The 21,203-nt window shown below is 60.1% G+C and carries 17 protein-coding genes and 1 riboswitch; of the genes, 12 read left to right on the forward strand and 5 right to left on the reverse strand.

What is annotated here, in order from left to right:
* Nucleotide 1: 1 nt before the first annotated feature.
* On the reverse strand, nucleotides 2–2,272 hold the full coding sequence (ptsP, locus tag U5J94_RS14820; protein ID WP_322566394.1) for a phosphoenolpyruvate--protein phosphotransferase: 2,271 nt from the start codon (nucleotides 2,270–2,272) through the stop codon (nucleotides 2–4).
* A gap of 71 nt (nucleotides 2,273–2,343) precedes the next feature.
* Nucleotides 2,344–2,856, reverse strand: a complete 513-nt coding sequence (locus tag U5J94_RS14825; protein ID WP_416224236.1) for an RNA pyrophosphohydrolase — start codon at nucleotides 2,854–2,856, stop codon at nucleotides 2,344–2,346.
* A 234-nt stretch (nucleotides 2,857–3,090) separates the two neighbouring features.
* On the opposite strand from U5J94_RS14825, the gene U5J94_RS14830 reads away from it, so the two are divergent.
* The 3 genes from U5J94_RS14830 to U5J94_RS14840 are packed head-to-tail and all read left to right on the forward strand — an operon-like array spanning nucleotide 3,091 to nucleotide 5,497.
* Complete coding sequence (locus U5J94_RS14830; RefSeq protein WP_322566396.1) at nucleotides 3,091–3,747, forward strand: HAD family hydrolase; 657 nt, start codon at nucleotides 3,091–3,093, stop codon at nucleotides 3,745–3,747.
* Nucleotides 3,748–3,755: 8 nt separating this feature from the next.
* On the forward strand, nucleotides 3,756–4,736 hold the full coding sequence (locus tag U5J94_RS14835) for an iron ABC transporter permease (RefSeq protein WP_322566397.1): 981 nt from the start codon (nucleotides 3,756–3,758) through the stop codon (nucleotides 4,734–4,736).
* Nucleotides 4,733–5,497, forward strand: a complete 765-nt coding sequence (locus U5J94_RS14840; RefSeq protein WP_322566398.1) for an ABC transporter ATP-binding protein — start codon at nucleotides 4,733–4,735, stop codon at nucleotides 5,495–5,497. The genes U5J94_RS14835 and U5J94_RS14840 overlap by 4 nt, the downstream gene beginning before the upstream one ends.
* A gap of 359 nt (nucleotides 5,498–5,856) precedes the next feature.
* Here the strand turns inward: U5J94_RS14840 and U5J94_RS14845 are convergent, their stop codons facing one another.
* Nucleotides 5,857–6,543, reverse strand: a complete 687-nt coding sequence (locus U5J94_RS14845; RefSeq protein WP_322566399.1) for an AAA family ATPase — start codon at nucleotides 6,541–6,543, stop codon at nucleotides 5,857–5,859.
* 205 nt (nucleotides 6,544–6,748) lie between these two features.
* Nucleotides 6,749–6,962, forward strand: a riboswitch (cobalamin riboswitch).
* 113 nt (nucleotides 6,963–7,075) lie between these two features.
* Here U5J94_RS14845 and U5J94_RS14850 point away from each other — a divergent pair.
* From U5J94_RS14850 to bluB, 9 genes are all read left to right on the forward strand, one after another.
* Nucleotides 7,076–8,929, forward strand: a complete 1,854-nt coding sequence (locus U5J94_RS14850) for a TonB-dependent receptor domain-containing protein (protein ID WP_322566400.1) — start codon at nucleotides 7,076–7,078, stop codon at nucleotides 8,927–8,929.
* A 3-nt stretch (nucleotides 8,930–8,932) separates the two neighbouring features.
* The gene (locus U5J94_RS14855) at nucleotides 8,933–9,634 is read left to right on the forward strand and encodes a TonB family protein (protein WP_322566401.1); all 702 of its coding nucleotides are present in this window, start codon (nucleotides 8,933–8,935) and stop codon (nucleotides 9,632–9,634) included.
* A 2-nt stretch (nucleotides 9,635–9,636) separates the two neighbouring features.
* Nucleotides 9,637–10,188, forward strand: a complete 552-nt coding sequence (locus U5J94_RS14860; protein ID WP_322566402.1) for a cob(I)yrinic acid a,c-diamide adenosyltransferase — start codon at nucleotides 9,637–9,639, stop codon at nucleotides 10,186–10,188.
* 63 nt (nucleotides 10,189–10,251) lie between these two features.
* A complete protein-coding gene (locus U5J94_RS14865) occupies nucleotides 10,252–14,652 on the forward strand; it encodes a cobaltochelatase subunit CobN (RefSeq protein WP_322566403.1) in 4,401 nt (1,466 codons plus the stop codon).
* Nucleotides 14,653–14,654: 2 nt separating this feature from the next.
* Entirely contained in the window at nucleotides 14,655–15,113 is a 459-nt protein-coding gene (locus U5J94_RS14870) for a MotA/TolQ/ExbB proton channel family protein (RefSeq protein WP_416224237.1), read from the forward strand.
* Nucleotides 15,110–15,781: a precorrin-6y C5,15-methyltransferase (decarboxylating) subunit CbiE gene (gene cbiE, locus U5J94_RS14875; protein WP_322566405.1), complete on the forward strand. Its 672-nt coding sequence runs from the start codon at nucleotides 15,110–15,112 to the stop codon at nucleotides 15,779–15,781. Before U5J94_RS14870 ends, cbiE begins: the two co-directional genes overlap by 4 nt.
* Nucleotides 15,782–15,794: 13 nt before the next feature.
* A complete protein-coding gene (locus U5J94_RS14880) occupies nucleotides 15,795–16,109 on the forward strand; it encodes a DUF2149 domain-containing protein (RefSeq protein WP_322566406.1) in 315 nt (104 codons plus the stop codon).
* Nucleotides 16,102–16,710, forward strand: coding sequence for a cob(I)yrinic acid a,c-diamide adenosyltransferase (cobO, locus tag U5J94_RS14885; RefSeq protein WP_322566407.1), 609 nt, complete (start codon nucleotides 16,102–16,104; stop codon nucleotides 16,708–16,710). Before U5J94_RS14880 ends, cobO begins: the two co-directional genes overlap by 8 nt.
* The gene (gene bluB / locus U5J94_RS14890) at nucleotides 16,710–17,360 is read left to right on the forward strand and encodes a 5,6-dimethylbenzimidazole synthase (protein ID WP_322566408.1); all 651 of its coding nucleotides are present in this window, start codon (nucleotides 16,710–16,712) and stop codon (nucleotides 17,358–17,360) included. The genes cobO and bluB overlap by 1 nt, the downstream gene beginning before the upstream one ends.
* Before the next feature lie 111 nt (nucleotides 17,361–17,471).
* Here bluB and U5J94_RS14895 read toward each other — a convergent pair whose 3' ends face one another.
* Nucleotides 17,472–18,761 (reverse strand): cobyrinate a,c-diamide synthase, encoded by a 1,290-nt coding sequence (locus U5J94_RS14895; RefSeq protein ID WP_322566409.1) that lies wholly within the window; start codon nucleotides 18,759–18,761, stop codon nucleotides 17,472–17,474.
* A gap of 373 nt (nucleotides 18,762–19,134) precedes the next feature.
* Nucleotides 19,135–21,156 carry a sodium-translocating pyrophosphatase gene (locus U5J94_RS14900; RefSeq protein ID WP_322566410.1) on the reverse strand — a complete coding sequence of 674 codons (2,022 nt, stop codon included), beginning with the start codon at nucleotides 21,154–21,156 and terminating at the stop codon, nucleotides 19,135–19,137.
* Nucleotides 21,157–21,203 lie beyond the last annotated feature (47 nt).

The raw sequence follows: 21,203 nt of genomic DNA on the forward strand, positions 1-21,203 counted from the left end.
ATTATTTACCTGCGCGAATCAAACCGCCCATGCCCGCCTCTTCCAGTTGTGTATTGAGGTAGCGGCGGATTTCATGCACGTCTTCCATCACCAGCACTTCGCTGAGAATCTCCGAAGCCCGCTCCCGGCTGAGATTACGAATCACCCATTTTACCCGCAGCAAACTGGAGACGCTCATACTCAGGCTGTGGATGCCCATCCCCAGCAGCAGGATTGCCGCCGCCGGATCACCCGCCATTTCACCACAGACGCTCACCGGTTTGTCGTGAACTCGCGCACTGTCCACCACCTGCAAGATGGCGCGGATCACCGCCGGATGGAGGGAATCGTACAGCTCGGCGACACGGGAGTTATTGCGGTCCACCGCCAGCAGATACTGGGTCAGATCATTGGTGCCGATGGAGAGAAAATCGACCCGCTTGGCCAGATTGCCCGCCTGATACACCGCCGAGGGCACCTCGATCATTACGCCGATCTTGGGCATGCGGATATCCTGCCCCTCTTCCAGCAGCTCTTCGTAAGCCTGATGAATCAGACTCAGGCTGTCGATCAGCTCGCTGACATCGCTGATCATCGGCAACAGGATGTTCAGATTACCCAGCCCGGCGCTGGCCAGCAGCATGGCACGGATCTGCACCAGAAAAATTTCCGGGTGATCCAGGGTAATACGGATCCCGCGCCAGCCCAGAAACGGATTCTCTTCCTCGATGGGGAAATAGGGCAACGCCTTGTCGCCGCCCACATCCAGGGTACGCAATACCACCGGCCGCGGTGCAAAGGCTTCCAGGACCTGCCGGTAGTTGACACGTTGCTCGTCCTCGCCGGGGAAACGCTGGCGGATCATGAACGGAAACTCGGTTCGGTAAAGCCCGATCCCCTCGGCGCCGCTTTCCCGGGTCGGTGTCATATCCGAGATCAACCCGGTGTTGGCATACAGGGGAATATGCTCGCCATCCAGGGTTTCCGAGGGCAGCTCGCGCAGTGCCTTGAGTTCCTCGGTCAGTTCGACCTCCTGGTCGACCAGCCGCCGGTATTCCTCAAGGATGGGCTGGGCCGGTGCCACATAGACCCGGCCGCTGTAGCCGTCGGCGATCACCTCGGCGCCGTCCATGCGCGATACAGGCAGATCGGTGGCGCCCATCACCGCCGGCACACCCAGCGCGCGGGCCAGGATTGCCACGTGGGAGGTGCGTGAGCCGCGTACCGAGATCACTCCGGCCAGTTTTTCCGGCGGCACCTCGGCGAGCATGGCGGCACTGATCTCCTCGCCGACCAGTACCGTTTGCTCGGGATACTCCAGCGGGCGCTGAGAATCCTGTTGCAGATGGGACAGAATGCGTTGCCCCAGATCGCGCACATCATCGACCCGCTCGCGCATGTAACTGTCTTCCATCTCGCGGAAAATCCGTTCGTGATCGTAGATCGTCTGGCGCAGCGCCCCCTGCGCCCAGTTACCGGCCTCGATGCGCTCCCGGGTCTGGCCCGCCAGGCTGTCGCTGTCAAGCATCAGCATATAGACATCGAACAGGGCGTGATCCTCGGGCGGCAACTTGTCGACAAACTGCTTCGACAGGGATTTGATATCTTTTTTCACCGCATTGAGCGCCGCGTTAAACGCCATGATCTCCGCATCGGGATTACTGGTGCGCCGATCCGGCACCGCATTGATATCGGCCAGGGTGTAGACCACCTTGGCGGTCCCAATGGCCACCCCGGGGGCACCCGGCTGGCCGCTGATCGGACGGCTGTCATGCGACTGGGAAGAGACCTGACCGACAATGTCCACCTCACCACTGGCCTCGGCATGGGCGATGGCGCCGGCCAGCTGCGCAGCAATGGTGATCAAAAAGGTGACGCTGTCTTCATCGAATTTTTCTGAGCCGTGCTGCTGGACCACCAGCACGCCGACGACCTTGCGGTGATGAATGATCGGCACGCCCAGAAAGGCGTGATAGGGCTCCTCGCCGGATTCGGGGAAATAGCAAAAACGGTGATGTTCGGGGGCGTTATCCAGGTTGACCGGTTCGGCGCGCTTGGCCACCAGTCCGACCAGACCGCGTTCCTGGCTCAGGCGCACCTTGCCGACGCTGCTCTGGTTGAGGCCGTCGGTCGCCTTCAGCACATAATATTCATTGTCCTGATCGGTCAGATAGACCGAACAGACATCCACCTGCATGGCCTGTTTGACGCGGCGCACGATGATTCCCAGCGCCTGCTCGAGATTGCGCGCCAGATTCACCTCTTCGATTAAGCGACGTAAGGTATCAAGCATAAGGTTCCATACAATGAATCAGGTCTGTACCTGTCTCAGGAAGGGTACCACATGACGGCCGGATTCCGGCGTCAGGCGAGTCGCCCGGCGGAGAGTTTACCGGTCACTTTTATCAACAACGGCCCCAGTTCCTCCAGCGCGCGCCGGTACACCTGGCGCTTGAACGGCACCACTTCGCAGACCGGCTCATTCGGCGCGATCCAGCGCCAGCGGTCGAACTCGGGGCTGCCGCTGGCCAGCAGATTGACCTTGCTTTCATCGCCCAGCAGGCGCAGCAAAAACCAGCGCTGCTTCTGACCAATACAGACCGGCTCGCGATGATACCGGATCAGGTGTTGCGGCAGGCGATAGCGCAACCACTCGCGGGTCGCCCCGATGAGTTCCACGTCCTCGCAACCGAGACCGATCTCCTCGCCCAGCTCCCGATAGAGGGCCTGCTCGGGGGTTTCGTGGGCGCGAATACCGCCTTGCGGGAACTGCCAGGCCTGCTGACCGATACGCCGGGCCCAGAACAGATGCCCGGCGGGATTACACAGAATGATACCCACATTGGCTCTGTACCCTTCTGAATCAATCACTTGCAGCTCCCTCTTGTGACACTACTCAAGATTCTTTCACAGCCCCCGGACAACCGCAAATTCTTGCGTCACGGAGCACATATTTGCTGATTTTTCATAGAGTTAAATAATTCAGACGGAGCTCATAGACGCCACGCCATCCCGCCCCGCGGCGCACCCAACCGCTTCTCCTCGCACCGGGGACGGTTTGCGTTATCATGCCCCCTTTTGTGCAACCCTGAATAACCGGAGGCAACCTGCGTGGCGCTGGCAATCTTTGATCTGGACAATACCCTGCTCGACGGTGACAGCGATTATCTGTGGGGCCGTTTTCTGGTCGAACAGGGCCGGGTCGACGGCGACACCTACGAGCGGGAAAACCACCGCTTCTACGAGGAGTACCGGCGCGGTCAGCTCGATATCCAGGAGTTTCTCGCCTTCAGCCTCAAACCGCTGAGCGAAATCCCGCCGACGGAACTGAGCGAACTGCATCGCCAGTTCATGGAAAGTGAAATCCGTCCGCGTATCACCCGTCCCACGCGTGATCTGCTCGCCCGACACCGAGCAAAGGGAGATTTTCTGCTGATCATCACCGCCACCAACCGCTTTATCACCGCGCCCATCGCCGAAGAGCTGGGGGTCGATGACCTGCTGGCCACCGATCCGGAGCAGATCGACGGCCGCTACACCGGCCGGGTCAGCGGCATTCCCTGTTTTCGCGAGGGCAAGGTCGAGCGGCTGGAGCAGTGGCTCAAACAGACCGGTCTCAACCTGGCCGACAGCTGGTTTTACAGCGACTCGCGCAACGACCTGCCCCTGCTGGAGCGGGTGGCTCACCCGGTCGCGGTCGACCCCGACGAAACCCTGACCGATCACGCCACGGCCCGGGGCTGGCCGATTATCAGCCTGCGCGTGTGAGCATTCACATGTTTGCACGCCACCCACTGGGATTACTGCTGTTGCTGGGGCTGTTATGTCTGCTCAGCCTGGGCGTCTCACTCTCCAGTGGCAGTATGGCGCTAAGCACCGGTCAGGTGTGGGATGCCCTGTGGTCGCCGGGCACGGATATCGGCTCGCAACTGGTCCGCGAGCTGCGCCTGCCGCGCAGCCTGGCCGCCCTGACCACCGGCGCCCTGCTGGCGGTGGCCGGTTGCCTGATGCAAGTGCTGGTGCGCAACCCGCTGGCCGATCCTTATATATTGGGCATCTCCGGCGGCGCCTCGGTGGCCGCCCTGCTCGCCATGCTGGCCGGGGTAAGCGGTAACTTACTGACCGGCAGCGCCTTTGTCGGGGCGCTGGTGGCCATGTTGCTGGTGTTCGTGCTCTCGCGCGGGCACGGCCAGTGGAACAGCAACCGCCTGCTGCTGACCGGCGTGGTACTGGCCGCCGGCTGGGGTGCGGCCATCGGCTTTATTCTCAGTCTGACACCGGACAGCAGCCTGCAGCGGATGATGTTCTGGCTGATGGGGGATCTCGGCTTTGCCCGCGCCAGCGGTCTGCCCTCGCTCGTGCTGATCGTGGGCCTGCTTGCCAGTTTGCTGCTGGCCCGCCAGCTCAACGTCCTGACCCGGGGCGAACTGGTGGCCGGATCGCTGGGCATTCGTACCGATCTCCTGCACCTGGCGATTTATCTGATCGCCTCGCTGCTGACCGCCACCGCCGTCACCCAGGCCGGCAGCATCGGCTTTGTCGGACTGGTGGTGCCGCACCTGATCCGACTGCTGGGCTATCACGATCACCGCATTCTGCTGCCCGCCGCCGCCCTGCTCGGGGCCAGCCTGCTGCTGCTGGCCGACACCGCCGCCCGCACCCTGCTGGCCCCGCAGCAACTGCCGGTCGGGATCCTCACCGCGTTTATCGGTGTGCCGCTGTTTTTGTATCTGCTCTATCGGGGGGCGCGCCAGTGAAGCTGCAACTTGAGCAACTGCAACTGCAGCGCGGGCTGCGGCGACTTTGTCAGCCGTTTGATCTGAGCATCGAAGACGGCCAGTGCTGGGGTATCCTCGGCAGCAACGGCAGCGGAAAGACCACATTGCTGCACACCCTTGCCGGATTGCACCACGATTACACCGGCCGTATCTATCTGGACGGCACCCCCATCGATCAGATCCCGCGCAAACAGTTCGCCCGCCAGGTTGGCCTGTTACTGCAAACCAACGAAGAAGCCTTCCCCGGCAGCGCCATTGAAACCGTCCTCACCGGCCGCCACCCCCATCTCAAGGCCTGGCAGTGGGAAGGCGAGCAGGATATCGCCCTGGCGCGCGAGACCTTACACCAGGTGGATCTGGCCGGTTTTGAACAACGCAACCTGCTGACCCTCTCCGGCGGCGAACGCCGCCGCTTGTATATCGCCACGCTGCTGGCACAACAACCGCAGCTCTATTTGCTCGACGAACCGGCCAACCATCTAGACCTGCGCCATCAGCATCAGATCCTCGGCCTGTTACAACGGCTTTGCAGCACACAAAACAGGAGCGTCATCATGGTGCTGCACGATCCCAACCTCGCCGCCCGTTACTGCGATCATGTGTTGTTATTGCACGAAGACGGCCGCGTCGAAGGCGGGCCGGGTGAAGCGCTGATGACGCCGGACAGGCTGAGTGCGTTGTACGGCCATCCGATCAAACAGGTTGAGTCACAACAGCAGACGGTCTTTGTGGCGGGGTGAAAAGTGCTGAAGAGAAAGTTGGCAGTAGGCAGTTCTCAGTTGGCAGGATAAACCACCGCCGACTCTCCTCGTCATGCCGGCGAAAGCCGGCATCCAGTCTCGAATGGGGGCACACCGCTGGATTCCGGCTCAAGACCGGAATGACATGCAATGCTCCTTACTGAATACTGAGAACTGAGTACTGAGTACTGAGTACTGAGTACTGAGTACTGAGGACTAAGGTTCGTAGGCACGTTTCAGGAAAACAGACATAAGAAAGAGAGAAGGTATTAAATATTTGCGTGTGAATCAGATGCGTGCCGCGCACCCTATTAGCTATCAGTCCCTAGCAACTAGCCCCTAGAGACTAGCACCTGGTTTCACGGCGCATGCCGCTGCTGCGCCGTCACGGCGGCACGGCGGTCTTCCAGCCATTCGAAGATATTGACCCATTGCAGGCGATCTTCCTCGGCGCGCCTGTCCCACAATTCGTGCACACCGATGCCGCGTTCGACGGCATGAACATAGTGCTGGGTATCGCGCAGGGTCCCCAGCAACGGCAGGCGCAGGGAATTGAGAAAACGTTCCAGGGATTGATAGACGAGCGTATTCTTTTTGGCCCGGTTGGCGATCACGCCAACCCGCACCCCGGCGCTGCGCACCTTGCCGATCAACAGCAGGTCCTTGATGAAGTGAGTCGCGGCATGAATATCGATCGGCGACGGCAACACCGGCACCAGGATGGTATCCACCCGCTGCACGTAATTGACCAGTTGCTGACCGCTGATCCCGGCGGGGGCATCCAGGATCACCCGCTCGGTCTGTGGCGGTAAACGCAACTGCCAGACGCTGGTCTGGGCGCCGCCGGCCCGCTGCCAGGCGCGTACCCCGTGGATGGCCGGCTTGTCCTGCGGCCGCAGGCTGTGCCAGCGCGTGCTGGAGCCCTGCGGATCGTAGTCCATCAACGCCGTGGCAAAGCCATAGCCGGCATACAGGCTGGCGAGATTGGTGGCAATCGTCGTCTTGCCACAGCCGCCCTTGGAGTTGAGGACCAGGATTCGTTGCATCGTCGGCTTCCGTTGCTTGTCTATTCAGACTACACCAGCGGTCAGTCATTAACCAGTCAGCATCGTCGATCGCGGTGTGTTCTGCTTCACGTTTCGCGGTTCAATTTTCCGCTGACCTTTATAAGTTTATATAACAAATCAACATAAATCATTGTTTTAAAAGAGGTCTATATCTTGTGGTTGACACCGGCTCGAATACCCAGATAATGTGCGCACACTTTCAGGTGCCCCAGTAAAGTCGTACTGGGGTGAAACGGGAAGCCGGTGAGTCGCTCGCGACGAGTCCGGCGCTGCCCCCGCAACGGTGATTGAGTCAAAGGTCGTCACTGCGCCACTGCATATTCATGTGGGAAGGCGACGACCCCGGAAGTTTCTTCCACTCATAAGCCCGGAGACCGGCCTGAAAGCGAACGGATGTGTCGCGGAGGGCGACGCCGAAGGCGTGCTGTAATTTTTTTACCCTTCCGAATTCCCCTCTGTGCCACCACACAACAACCACGACGCGGGTGAGCGTCCAACAGGGGAATTTAACATGCGAGTATCATCCTGCCGCCGCACAGTCAGTGCGGCTGTTGCCTTATTTATAACTAGCCCGCTGGTCCAGGCAGCCGAAACCGCAGACACCATTCAGGTCACGGCGACACGCACCGCCCAGACCGCGGATGAAAGTCAGGCCTCGGTCACGGTGTTAACCCGGGAGGATATTGAAGCCAGTCCGGCCCAGTCCATTGATGAACTGCTGCGCAATGTACCCGGCATCGACATTACCCGCAACGGGGGCTATGGCAAGAATACCTCGGTATTTATGCGCGGGACCGAATCAGACCATGTACTGGTTCTGGTCGACGGCGTGCGCGCGGCTTCCGCCACCCTGGGCAGTTTCGCCTGGGCAAATTTCTCCCTGGATAATATCGAACGGATCGAGGTAGTACGTGGCCCTCGCGCCGCACTTTATGGCTCGGACGCCATCGGCGGCGTCATCCAGATTTTTACCCGCGAGGCCGAACGGACCTCGCTTAAAATCACCGGCGGCAGTCATCGCACCCGCGAAGCCACTTTTACTACTGCCGGTGGCAAAGACTGGCGCTATAACCTCGAAGCCGGGCGCAGCATTACCGACGGCATCCCGACCAATCCCACATTGACAGAAGATCATGGCTTCACCAACAGCCATGCCAGTCTGGCAATCCGGGGGAACCTTTCCGAGGCCGACCGATTGAATTTACGGGTGAATCACAACGAGGGGAAAAACGAACTGGATCCCTCCACTGGCGACAGCCGGTACACCAACCAGACCGTCAGCAGCAAGCTGACCCACACCAGCAGTCCCAACTGGATGCAGCAGTTCCTGCTGGGCTATACCCTGGACCGGAGCGAGTCCTTCAGTCCGACGATACCTTCCACCATCACAACCAAACGCTACAGTGCCGGCTGGCAAAACGACATAGACTGGTCCGGGGGATTGACCTCCGTCGGGATCGATTTCTGGCAGGATAATGCCACCAAGGACGACAGCGGCATCATCGATGAAAGTATTGATAACCAGGCCTTATTTATTCAACATCAGACAAATGCCACCCGTTATGGCGAACTGACCGCCAGTGCACGCGTCGATGATCACAGCGATGCCGGCACGAATGAAACCTGGAGCCTGGGCTGGAGTAAAAAGGTCGGCAATCTGCGTTATCTGGCCTCTTACGGCACGGCTTTTAAAGCGCCTTCGATCAATGATCTCTACTGGCCCAACAGTACCAGTACCTTCCTGGGCACCACCTATATCAGCGAAGGCAATCCGGACCTCGAACCGGAAGAGAGCGACACGCTGGAACTGGGGTTACGCCACCAGCTCACTGCCAACAGTCGGTATGAGGTTTCCATCTACCAGACCAACCTCGACAACCTGATCGACTGGCAAACCACCCAGACCGGCGCCGACGAATTCACAACCACGCCCAGCAACATAGAAAACGCGACGATTCGTGGTCTGGAATTGATTGCTGCCACGCGGCTGTCGAACTGGGAACTGTCCGGCTCGTTCACCCTGCTGTCGGCCAAAAACGATGCCACGGGGGTACAACTGGATAACCGGCCCAGGGAAAAAATGAAGCTTCAGGCGCTGTGGAGCGAAGATGATAAAAAACTGACCATGGAGTTGCTTGGCGCGGGAACGCGCAAGGACCGGGATGGCAGTGTCGAGCTGGATGGCTATCACATCTTCAATCTCAACTACCAGTGGGATTATGCCAAACAGGCCACCGGCCGGATTCGTTTCGAGAATCTGTTTGACGAGGAGTATGTGCTCTCCAGCAGTTACGGTGGAGACTACAACACTATCGGACGCAGCATGTTTATCGACTTTATCTACTATTTCGATAACCGGAAATAGGCCATGGTGGAGCGCTGGCAACCACAGTCACGGCAACGCCTTGTCTTGCTGCTGCCACTCTCGCTGGCGCTCCACCTGCCCCTGCTCGCCTATTTTACCGCGCCGGTGATCCTGCCCGTCGCCGACTCGGCGCCGGGCATGTCTGTACGGATCGCGGCAAGCGCCACACACAACCGGACCGCGGACGACTCCGAGGCAAAAACCGTCGCCAGGCAAAAAATGCCATCTGAAACAGAACCAGAACCGGTAAATCACAAGCCAGAACCAACACCTGAGCAACAGGACAAGGATTCTCAGAAAAAGGAACAGCAACGCCAATCCGAAACGATTAAGACACCCGATCAAAAACAGAACAGGCAGATAAAAAAGACCGAGACCTTACACGCAGAACCAACACCGGCAGAACCGACCACCGACAGGGCACTGGTACAGCAGCGTTTGCAACAGGAAATGCCCAATCATTTCTATTATCCGCGCCTGGCGCGCCGCCAGGGCTACCAGGGCACGGTCACCCTGGGAATCGAACTGCATCGGCAAGGGTATATCGCCGAGATTCAGATCCTGAAAAGTTCCGGCTACCGGATCCTCGATCTGGCCGCCAGAGACGCGGCTAGTCGCATGGCGGTCGGTTGGGCGAACCAACTGGTGCATGAGCCCAGCGTCAAAATAAAATTACCCATCCAATACATCCTCACGGAGGGCTGAACATGGGACACCGCTTATCGAAAATTTACACCCGCACCGGCGATCAGGGCGAAACCGGCCTGGGCGACGGCAGTCGGGTCAGCAAGACTCACCCGCGCGTGGAAACCTTCGGCACGGTGGATGAACTCAACAGCCTGATCGGCATGATCCTGGCGCATGAGCTGCCGCAGGCCGTGCGTGACTGCCTGGTGGCGATTCAGCACGATCTGTTCGATCTCGGCGGTGAGCTGAGCGTGCCCGGCTACGAAGCCGTCGATGCAAGTTATGCAGAGCGTCTGGAAACCGAGCTGGACAAATTCAACGACACCTTGCCGGCCCTCAAGGAGTTCATTCTTCCCGCCGGGGGCATCGCTACTTCCACCTGCCATCTGGCCCGCGCGGTCTGCCGCCGCGCTGAACGCGACGCTGTGGCCCTGGCCGCCAGTGAAGCAATCAACCCGGCGGGACTCATCTACCTGAACCGGCTTTCCGATCTGCTGTTTGTCGTCGCCCGGGTGCTGGCGCGGTTTGAAAACGGCGAGGAAGTCCTGTGGCAACCGGGGAAGAACCGATAACGATCTCACTTTCCCGACAGGCGGGGAACGCCTCCCCGCGCGGCCAACTCACAGGCGATCCCGATGAATGCCTATATAATAAGAATCCTTCAGGCGCTGCTGCTTTGCGCCGGGCTGTTCGCCTCCGGCACGGCAAGCAGCGCCACGCTGTTTGGTATTGTCTCGGAGCGCTCCGCCCAGGACCTGGTCGCCGGCGCCAGACAATTCGCTGAAAGCCACCCCGGACACACGCTCAAGCTGCGCACGCCCTCGCAGATCGCCGCTTATTCGGACAAGCAGCTTGTGGAACAACTGCAAAAGGCCGACGCCATCCTGATCGCCGCGATCTTTTCCGAGCCGGTTCCCCGCCTGCAGCGGCTGCTTGACGAAACCGCGCTGGCGAAAGATATCCCACTGTTCATCACCCACAGCGACCGACGACTGATTCGCCTCTCCCGTCTTGGTGGCAAGCGCGTACTGCAAGACCTCGATGACAAGCAACTGAATGCGATCAACGAGAACCCGGCGCACGACGAAGCGTACCGGGCGCATCTGGCAAACCTGATCGACGCCTACCCGGCGCAACAACGCTGGCTGGAATTGCGCGCCTACTGGCAAAACCGCGGCAGCGACAATGTGGCCGGGTTGATCGCCAGTCTTTTACAAAAGACCGACCCCACAATCAGCGTACCGCCACTGAACCCCCGGGCCGCCGTACGTTATTACAATGACGAGCGAATGACGTCAGCGGATAAACTCGAGCTTGATCCCGACAAACCGCTGATCGCCATTCTCGACTACCACACCGGCGATCGGGCCGGGGATATCGACTTGCTGGAGATGTTGTGCGAGCGGCTTGAACAACGACGTTTTCAGTGCCTGGGCATCCTCGCCCGCTGGGGCCAGGCCAGTGTTCAGGCACTGCGGCAATTGTCACAGGGGATCCCCGGCGGCAAACCGGTTGCCATCATCAACTTGCAGGATTTCGCGGTCGGCGGCGGGGAACATCGCCGCGAGGCGACCCGTTTGCTGGAACAGATCGATGTCCCGGTATTAAAAGGCATCCGCCTGGCCGAGCGCACGGCGGATCAGTGGCAACTCTCCGAAGACGGCGTTCCCTGGAATGACGTCCATTACAAGGTCGCCATGCCGGAGATCCAGGGCAGCAGCCAGCCGCTGGTGCTGGCCACCCGCCGCGAACCCTTTATCGATCCGCTGACCGGGCTGGAGATTGCGCCGCTCGAACCGGCATCCCGTCAGGTGGATCGGATCGTTGCGCGCCTGTCCAACTGGCACCGGCTGCAACGCAAACCCAACAGTGAGAAGCGCATTGCCGTTATTTACTACAATCATCCGCCGGGACGGCACAACGTCGGCGCCGACAACCTCGATGTGCCCGCCTCGCTCTGGGATCTGTTGCAGCATTTAAAAAAGGCCGGTTACCGCACCGGGCCGCTCCCCAAAGACCCCGAAGCCCTGCTGGAGCGGATCCAGGATCAGGGGCTCAACCTGCCCGAGGATCATGCTGCCCTGACCCGGATGGCAGGCAAGACAAGCCGGCTCAGCCTGGCGGACTATCAAGACTGGTTCGACACCCTGCCCGAGGCGGTCCGCGATGAGCTCAGCCACGGACCGCTGGCCTATCTCACCGCCATGTTGAAACAGGCGCGCGAGCGCCAGCAACCGCGGATCGGCAAGGCGCTACTTGAACGGACGATGAACGATATCCGTCATCTGCTGGAGAGTGTCGACCACCCGGCCCGGCAACGGGCGCTGGATCTGCTCGAGCAGTTGCAGACGGCCCACCGGGCGTCGCTGGCCGGCGAGGATCGAAACAACGCGATCCGGCGCCTGAACCGGGCGCTGCGAAACACGGGGATCGAGGGACTGCGCGGCTGGGGCGAGCCGCCGGGCAAGGTGATGGTACACGACAACCGGTTTGTGCTGCCCGGCATCCGTTTCGGCAATGTCTTTATCGGCCCGCAACCGCCGCGCGGCTGGGAGGTGAACGAGGAGCTGCTACACGCCAACCTCGCCTTTCCGCCGCTGCATCAATATCTGGCCTTCTATCGCTGGCTGCAAAATGAATTCAAGGCCGATGCCCTGGTGCATCTGGGTCGCCACTCGACGTACGAGTTCCTGCCGCGACGCCGGGTCGGGCTGACCGGCGAGGATTATCCGACCCTGATGGCCGGCGACCTCCCCGGGGTATATCCCTATATCGTCGACGGCGTCGGCGAAGGCATCCAGGCCAAGCGACGCGGCCTGGCGGTGATCGTCGATCACCTGACGCCGCCGCTGAAGACCACGCCGCTGTACGATGATCTGTTGCAGCTGCGCCAGCTGGTCGAAAGCTTCGAAGCCTCGCGTGATAACAGCCCGACTCGCACGCAGGCCGTGGAAAAAATTCGCGCGCTGATCGACGAACTCAACCTGCGCGAGGAACTCGAGGCGGTGATGCAAAAAGAGCTGGCCGTGCGCCAGATCGATTTCGAACAGGTCGACGACGATCTGCTGGTCCACGAAGTGGGGCATTATCTGACCGAGATGCAGGAACGCTTCATGCCGCTGGGACTGCATGTGTTCGGTCGCGACTGGGAAAGCGAGGCCGTCGACACCATGCTCGCTTCCATGATCGAACAATCCAGGATCGAGCAATCCGGGATGGATCAATCCGGGACGGATCGATCCGGGGATAGCCGCCCCGGCGATGATACCCGCGCGGCGCTGGAAAACTCACCGGCGCAGGAGATCCGCGCCCTGCTCGCCGGGCTGGAAGGCCGCTTCGTCAAACCCGGCAAGGGTAACGATCCGATCCGCACCCCCGAGGCGTTACCGACCGGCCGAAATTTTCACGCACTGGACGGCAGCGTACTACCCACCCGGATCGGGTACGAACTGGGCGTGCAACTGGCCCGCGAGGCCCGTCACAACAACCGCGACGAGGCACCGGGCAGTGAGGCGCTGGTGTTGTGGGCCTCCGATACGGTGCGCGACGAAGGGGCGATGGTCGCCTTCGGGATGGACATGCTGGGGATCAAGCCAATCTGGAACAGTCGCGGCATCTTCAAGGGCATCGAACGGCTCGAACTGAAAGCGGGTCGCCAGCGTCGTGATATGGTGTTCACTACCTCGGGCCTGTTTCGCGATCTCTACGCCAACCTGCTGGTCTGGCTGGACAAGGCAGTGCTGCTGGCCCTGAATGGCGCCAGCGAAACCATCCGCCGCGAGCATCCGCAACTGGCCGAGGCCCTGCAGCATGCGCTGGCCCCGCTGGGCGACGAGCGCGATCCCGGCAACGAATCCCTGGCCCAAAATCACGTCGCCGCCAACTGGGTCCAGCAGGCACAGGAACTTATTAATAAGAATAAAAACGCGGCTCTGGCCGGCCGACTGGCGACATTGCGCCTGTTCGGCGATGCGCCGGGATCCTACGGTGCCGGCGTAAACCGGCTCGCCGAGCGTTCCGGCGCCTGGTCGGATCGGCGGCAACTGAGCCAGACCTATATCCATCGCATGGGGCATGCCTACGGCGCCGATCTTGACGGCCTGCCCGCCCATGACAGCTTCAGGGCCTCATTGGGCAAGGTTCGGCACACCTATCTCGGCCGCGCCAGCAACCTGTACGGGCTGATGGATAACAACGATGCCTTTGATTATCTGGGCGGCCTGAGCATGGCGGTGGAACACACCGCCGGCACGGCACCGGATAATCACGTCATCCAGCACGCCGATCCAAACAATGCCGGTATCCAGCCCCTGGACAGCGCCCTGTTGCAGGAACTGCGCGGCCGGTTTCTCAATCCGGCCTGGTTGAAAGCTCTGATGAAACATGACTATGCCGGCGCACGCACCATGGGCAGTGAATTTATGGAATACCTGTGGGGCTGGCAAATCACCAACCCGGCGATCATCAAGTCCTGGGTCTGGGATGAGGTCAAAGCGGTCTACATCGACGATCGTCACCAGCTTGGCCTGGACGAGTTTCTGGAACAGGGCCGGAACGCGCATGTGAAAACCAACATGCTGGCGATCATGCTGGTCGCCGCGCACAAGGAATTCTGGGAGGTCGACGCGCAGACGCGACAGGAACTGGCCCGGGCCTTTGCGCAACTGGTCAACCGCCACGGCCTGCCCGGCAGCGGGCATACCCGGGCGGACCATCCCATGCTGCAGGGGATCAAGCCCCTGCTGGATGAACCGACCCGCCGGACGTTCGAAAACGTGCTGGCGGCGGCCGCCGGCCCCCAACAGCCGGCTAAACCGGACACCGTGACCACCACCATCAGTGAAATCAAACCTGAATCCAGCACGACGCAAACCGAATCGCCTGCCAGTGAGAGCGAAGCGAAACCGTCCGAACCCCATGAACCGGGCAAGGAAAAGTGGCTGATCCTGGCCATTGCCCTGCTGGTGATAACCGGCGGTGCCCTGTATGAACGTTATTTGTCGGGGCGCCGGCTGACAACAAACCGAGGTCGATGAGTATGTTTACCCAACAATCCATTCAGATGATGCATTATGCCGTGGACTGGTTGTTACAACCGGTCATCTATTGCCTGCTGTTCGTGGTACTGGCCGCCCTGTGGGAGAGCGGTATCGCCCTGAGCGAACGTTTCGGCGGGTTGAATAAACTGGTGCAACAGAACAATCCTGATCGCAGCGCCGCGCAGGGACGCCGACGGATCGAACGGGCCGATCTGCTGGCCCGTATCGGCCCCATGCTCGGCCTGATGGGCACGCTGATCCCCCTGGGCCCGGGACTGGCGGCGCTCGGCCAGGGGGATCTGCAGACCCTGGCCCGCGCCGTCACCGTCGCCTTCGATACGACCGTCCTGGGTTTGCTGGTCGGGATCGCCGGCTTTATCCTCGGTCGCCTGCGCCGCCGCTGGTACGACCAGCTTCTCGACACCCTGGAAACCCGCACACAGGAGAGCACCGCATGATAAGCGCCATCGGCATCGGTCCCGGCGACCCCAACTACATGACCCGCCTTGGCGAAGCCCGTCTGCAAAAAGCCGAACTCGTGGTCGGCTTTGAGACGGTCCTGAAACTGGCCGGCGAACTGATTCCCGCCAGCGCCGAGCGCGTGGTCCTGACCTACCGCAACCAGGAAGATCAACTGGCGCACGTGGCCGCCCGGCATGCCGCCGGCGCGCGTTGCGCGGTGCTGTTCATGGGCGATTTCCTGTTTTCGGGCTATCAGATGCTGGAACGGCTGGAGCGGGCCTGCGGCGAGCGGGTGGAACGCATTCCCGGGATCAGCGCCGCGCAACTGGTCGCCGCCGCCGGCGATGTCTGCTTTGACGAGACCACTTTCATCACCTTCCATCGACGCGGCGATCTGCAGCCTTTCCAGCAACGGCTGGTAAACACCCTGCAGGAAGGCTGGAACGCGATCGTGATTCCCCGCCCGTGGGATTTCATGCCGCACGAGATCAGCCGTTATCTGATCGAGCAGGGCGTCGATGAGCGGCATCCTCTGGAAGTATGGGAAAATCTCAGCGGCGAGGAGGATCACTGGTCGGGGACACTGGCCAGCTGTCCCGACTCGTTCAGTGACATGAGTATCCTGTTAATCCGCACGCTGACCCCCATCCCCAGCGCGGTATAGGGAGGCGACCACTATGCACGGAGAGTCCCGACATCGTCTCGACAGCAACCGCTTCGATCCGCCGGATCAGGAGCCGCTGGGCCCGCTGGCCAATCTGGTGGATATTATGCTGGTCTTCGCCTGCGGGCTGATCGCCGCGCTGGCCGCCAGCCAGGGCGGCCTGGCCGATTATACCCGGGCCGGCGGTCAAACCATTGAACAGGGCAGAGAGATCCCGGAGATGCCGAGCGTCGCCGGTGAAGCCGGCGCCGGCTATGAGTCCGTCGGCAAAGTCTACCGCGATCGCAAAACCGGCAAGCTGATTTTGATTGGAGAAGAACATGAGTAATGAAGAAACCGCAGAACAACGTTATCAACGCCGCATGGAACGCAAAAAAGCCGTGGTGGACGAGAAAGTCGCCCGGGCCGATCAGGACAAGGGCCTGATCCTGGTACATACCGGCAACGGCAAGGGCAAAAGCAGCGCGGGCTTCGGCATGGTGGCGCGCGCCCTGGGCCACAACATGCAGGTTGGTGTCGTGCAATTTATCAAGGGCAGCTTTTCCACCGGCGAGGAGACCTTTTTCCGTCGTTTTCCCGAGGTGCAGTATCATGTCATGGGAGAAGGCTTCACCTGGGAGACCCGGGATCGGGAACGGGATACCGAGATGGCCTATCACGCCTGGCAAGAAGCGCAGGCCATGCTGCTGGATCCGGCTATCAACCTGGTGCTGCTGGATGAGATCAACATCGCCCTCAAATACAAATATATCCCGATGGATGAAGTGATTGACGCGCTGGCCAACAAACCGGCCATGCAACACGTCATCCTCACCGGCCGCGGCGCGAAACCGGAACTGATCGAGGTCGCCGATACGGTGACGGAAATGAAAGAGATCAAGCACGCCTTCAAGGCCGGGATCCGCGCCCAGCAGGGCGTCGAGCTGTAATGGACCGATCGCATCGCTATTCACAAGCGGAGATCGACGCGGTTTATCGCGTGATAGAAGAACGCCGCGACATGCGCCATTTTCTGCCGAATCCGATCGACCCGACCCTGCTGCAACGATTGCTGCAGGCTGCCCATCACGCCCCCAGTGTCGGTTATATGCAGCCCTGGCGGTTTGTTCGAATAACCGACAACAACCTGCGCCAAAACATTCATCAACTGGTCGATCAGGAACGAGTGACCACCGCCGAGGCGCTGGGCAAGCGGCAAGAGGAGTTCATGCGGCTCAAGGTCGAGGGTATTCTCGATTGCGGCGAATTGCTGGTGGTGTCGCTGATGGACCGGCGCGAGAAGCATGTATTTGGCCGGCGCACCATGCCCCACATGGATCTCGCCTCGGCTACCTGCGCCATTCAGAACCTGTGGCTGGCCGCCCGGGCCGAAGGGCTGGGCCTGGGCTGGGTCTCGCTGTTCGATCCCGCCGAACTGGCCCAATTGATACAGGCCCCGGAAGGAGCCGAGCCTGTCGCTATACTTTGCCTGGGCCATGTAAAAGCATTCTATGACAAGCCCATGCTGGAACAGGAAAACTGGGCGCAACGCGCCAGCCTGGATGATCTCGTTTTCGAAAACCACTGGTCAGCAGATTAATACTACTTTAAACCACAAAGGACACGAAGGTAAGTTAATTAAAAAAGCTTATCTCTCGCAGTGGTAGGCCGGACATAGCAACGCGGTGTCCGGCAATCGGCTGCGAGAGCATTAAAGCGACGGTGCAAACAGTTTCGCAACGGCGTGAGGGTTAGAGGGAAAATAGAAGTGAAAATAGGAGGCGACCAGATTGCCTTCCCGATAGACCGGCTCACCGCGGCGCCCGGCACGTTGCCCCTCACTCCAGGCAACGGGAACAAGTGAACTTTCCACCTGTGAATAATGGAACGTATGTCCACGTAATCTGCCTTCGGGTAATTCGACATGGTGAAGGCCCAGGTTGGCCAGTTTCTTCTGCATGCTGGCCTGCCCCGGCAACAAGCCCAGCATATCCGCCTGTTCACCTTTGACATCGGTCAGCGACTCCAGCAGATACAGCATCCCGCCGCATTCGGCGACGACGGCCTTGCCACTGGCATGAAATGCCAGGATGGCGTTTTTCATGGCGCTATTGGATGCCAGTTGTTCAAGATGTAACTCGGGGTATCCCCCGGGCAGATACAGAGCATCGGCGTCGGGAACGGCTTCGTCATCAAGCGGCGAGAAAAATTCAAGTTGGGCACCGAGAGTTTGTAAAAGCTCGAGATTGGCGCGATATAAAAAGGCAAAAGCGGCATCCTTTGCCACAGCAATATGCCGCCCTTTCAATCGCGGTTCAAGGGAGTGCGGTGTCGGAGCGGTGATTTCGACCGCAGGCGGTAACGGAATATTCATCTCGCCAAGCGCCGCAGCGGCCCGGGCTATGCGTGACTCCAGATCGCCCACCTCGGTGGCCTGCACCAGACCAAGATGACGTTCCGGCAATGCAAGTTCGGTATCCCGTGCCAGCCAGCCGTAGGCGGTCATCCCGGCCGGCAGACTCTCGGCGAGCATCTGGTAATGGCGCTCACCCGCCACCCGATTGGCAAAGACCCCGGCAAACGGCAGATCGTCGCGATACGTTGACAGGCCATGCGCGATGGCGCCAAACGTCTGGGCCATGGCGCTGCCATCGATGATCGCAAGTACCGGAATATCGAACAAAGTCGCCAGATCGGCGCTGGACGGTTCGCCATCGAACAACCCCATCACCCCTTCGATCAGGATCAGATCGGCTTCCTTTGCCGCATCGTGCAGAAGTTGACGACAGTGTTGCTCCCCGCCCATCCACAAATCGAGTTGATAGACCGGTGCCCCGGAAGCGTATTCCAGGATCATGGGATCAAGAAAATCCGGTCCACACTTGAACACCCGGACCTGGTTCCCCCGATCCCGGTAATGTCTCGCCAGTGCGGCTGTCACCGTGGTCTTGCCCTGTCCGGAAGCCGGTGCCGCAATGAAAAGTGCGGGACAAAAAACCATGAAGTTTCCTCCGCTCGCGTCAAACCACGCGTATCAGTAATAACAAGTTCAGCGGAGAATGTGATTCAGACGGAAACAGCGTCAATGATCTGCCGGCCGTCGCATCGCCCTCCGCAATACCAACCATTCACTTCAGGCCGGTCTCCGGGCTTGCGAGCGGGCCGGATACAAGGCCCGGGCGGATCGCCTTCCCATACCGTTAATGCCAACTACTAGTCAGAACCAATTTCCTTTGTTTCTCTGCACCCAAACAACGGGCATAAACGTCTTTGCGCCTTTGCGTCCTCCGCGTTATTCACAGTGAACTATAAAAATGTGATATTACCTGCATACCCTTCTCATCAGATCCTTATCTCCTCAGATCCTTATCTCCTCAGATCAAGGGCACGATCAACAATGCCACGATGTTGATGATCTTGATCAGCGGGTTGATTGCCGGTCCGGCGGTGTCCTTGTAGGGATCGCCGACCGTATCGCCGGTCACCGAGGCCTTGTGCGCCTCGGAACCCTTGCCGCCATGATGATCATCCTCGATATACTTTTTGGCGTTGTCCCAGGCGCCACCACCGGTGGTCATGGAGATGGCAACGAACAGGCCGGTGACGATGGAACCCACCAGCAAGCCACCCAGCGCCTGCGGGCCGAGAATGAAACCGACCGCGATGGGCACCAGCACCGGTAACAATGAGGGCAGAACCATCTCCTTGATCGCGGCGGTGGTCAGCATGTCCACGGTCAGCGAGTAGTCCGGTTTCTGGGTGCCGTCCATGATCCCCGGCATCTCCTTGAACTGGCGACGCACGTCCACGACCACCGCGCTGGCGGCACGTCCGACGGCTTCCATTGCCAGAGCACCGAACAAATACGGGACCAGCCCGCCGATGAACAGTCCGATGATCACCTTGTGGCTGGAGAGATCAAACGTCATGCCCGCCCCGCCAACGTGGGACAACTCACGAGTGAAGTCGGCAAACAGCACCAGTGCGGCCAGACCGGCGGAGCCGATGGCATAGCCCTTGGTGACTGCCTTGGTGGTGTTACCGACTGCATCCAGCTCATCGGTCACCTTGCGGACTTCCGGATCCATATCGGACATTTCCGCCAGACCACCGGCGTTGTCGGTGATCGGGCCATAGGCATCCAGGGCCACGATGATGCCGGTCATCGACAGCATGGAGGTGGCGGCGATAGCGATGCCGTAAAGCCCGGCAAAATAGTGCGCCAGTAAAATACCCAGGCAAACCACCAGTACCGGTCCCGCGGTGGAGCGCATGGACAAGGCCAGTCCGGCAATAATGTTAGTTGCGTGACCGGTGGTGGAGGCTTCGGCCACCCGCCGTACAGGGGAGAAATCAGTGGCGGTATAGTACTCGGTGATCATCACCAACATGCCGGTCACACCCAGTCCGACCAGTGCCGCGCTATACAGACCGTTGATCGTCTCCTGACTGCTGCCGGGAAACATCATTTCGGTGACCGGATAAAATGCAATACCGGCCAGAACGCCGGCGGTAATCAACCCCTTGTAGAGCGCATTCATCACCTTACCGCCCTCGCGCACCCGCACCAGCCAGGTACCGATAATCGAAGCGATGATCGAAACACCGCCGATGACCAGCGGATAAAGGGTTGCCTGCAGAGTGTCGCCGCCCATCCAGTAACTGCCCAGAATCATGGTGGCAATGATGGTCACCGCGTAGGTCTCGAACAGATCCGCCGCCATGCCGGCGCAGTCACCGACATTGTCGCCGACGTTATCGGCAATGACCGCCGGGTTGCGCGGATCATCCTCGGGGATCCCCGCTTCGACCTTGCCGACCAGATCGGCGCCGACGTCAGCCCCCTTGGTAAAGATACCGCCACCCAGACGGGCAAAGATCGAGATGAGCGAGCCCCCGAAGGCCAGTCCGATCAGGGGAGCCAGCACGGTTTCGCCCGTTTCGGTCATAAACTCCAGTAGCGCGTAAAACCCGGCAACCCCGAGCAGGCCCAGGCCCACCACCAACATGCCGGTCACCGCACCGCCGCGAAAGGCGACTTGCAGACCGGCATTGATACCGGATTTAGCGGCTTCGGCCGTGCGCGAATTGGCTCGCACTGACACGTGCATGCCGATAAAGCCTGCCAGCCCGGAAAAGATCGCGCCAATCGCAAAGCCAAGTGCACTCAGCCACCCGAGTGCAAACCAGATCACAATCAACAGCAGCACACCGACCACCCCGATCGTCATGTACTGTCTTTTCAGATAAGCCGCGGCCCCTTCCTGGATCGCCAGAGCGATTCGCTTGACTTCGTCACTGCCGCCCGGCAGTGCCAGAATCCGAAACGTGGAGAAGATCCCGTACCCAATGGCCCCCGCTGCGCACAACAGGGCAAACACCAATTCACCAGACATCCCGCTTCCTCCCTTATGAAAAATGGTTATTATTTCGCATGCTATCC

This window comes from Thiohalophilus sp., from assembly GCF_034522235.1.
In the GTDB taxonomy this organism is placed as follows: Bacteria; Pseudomonadota; Gammaproteobacteria; order UBA6429; family Thiohalophilaceae; genus Thiohalophilus.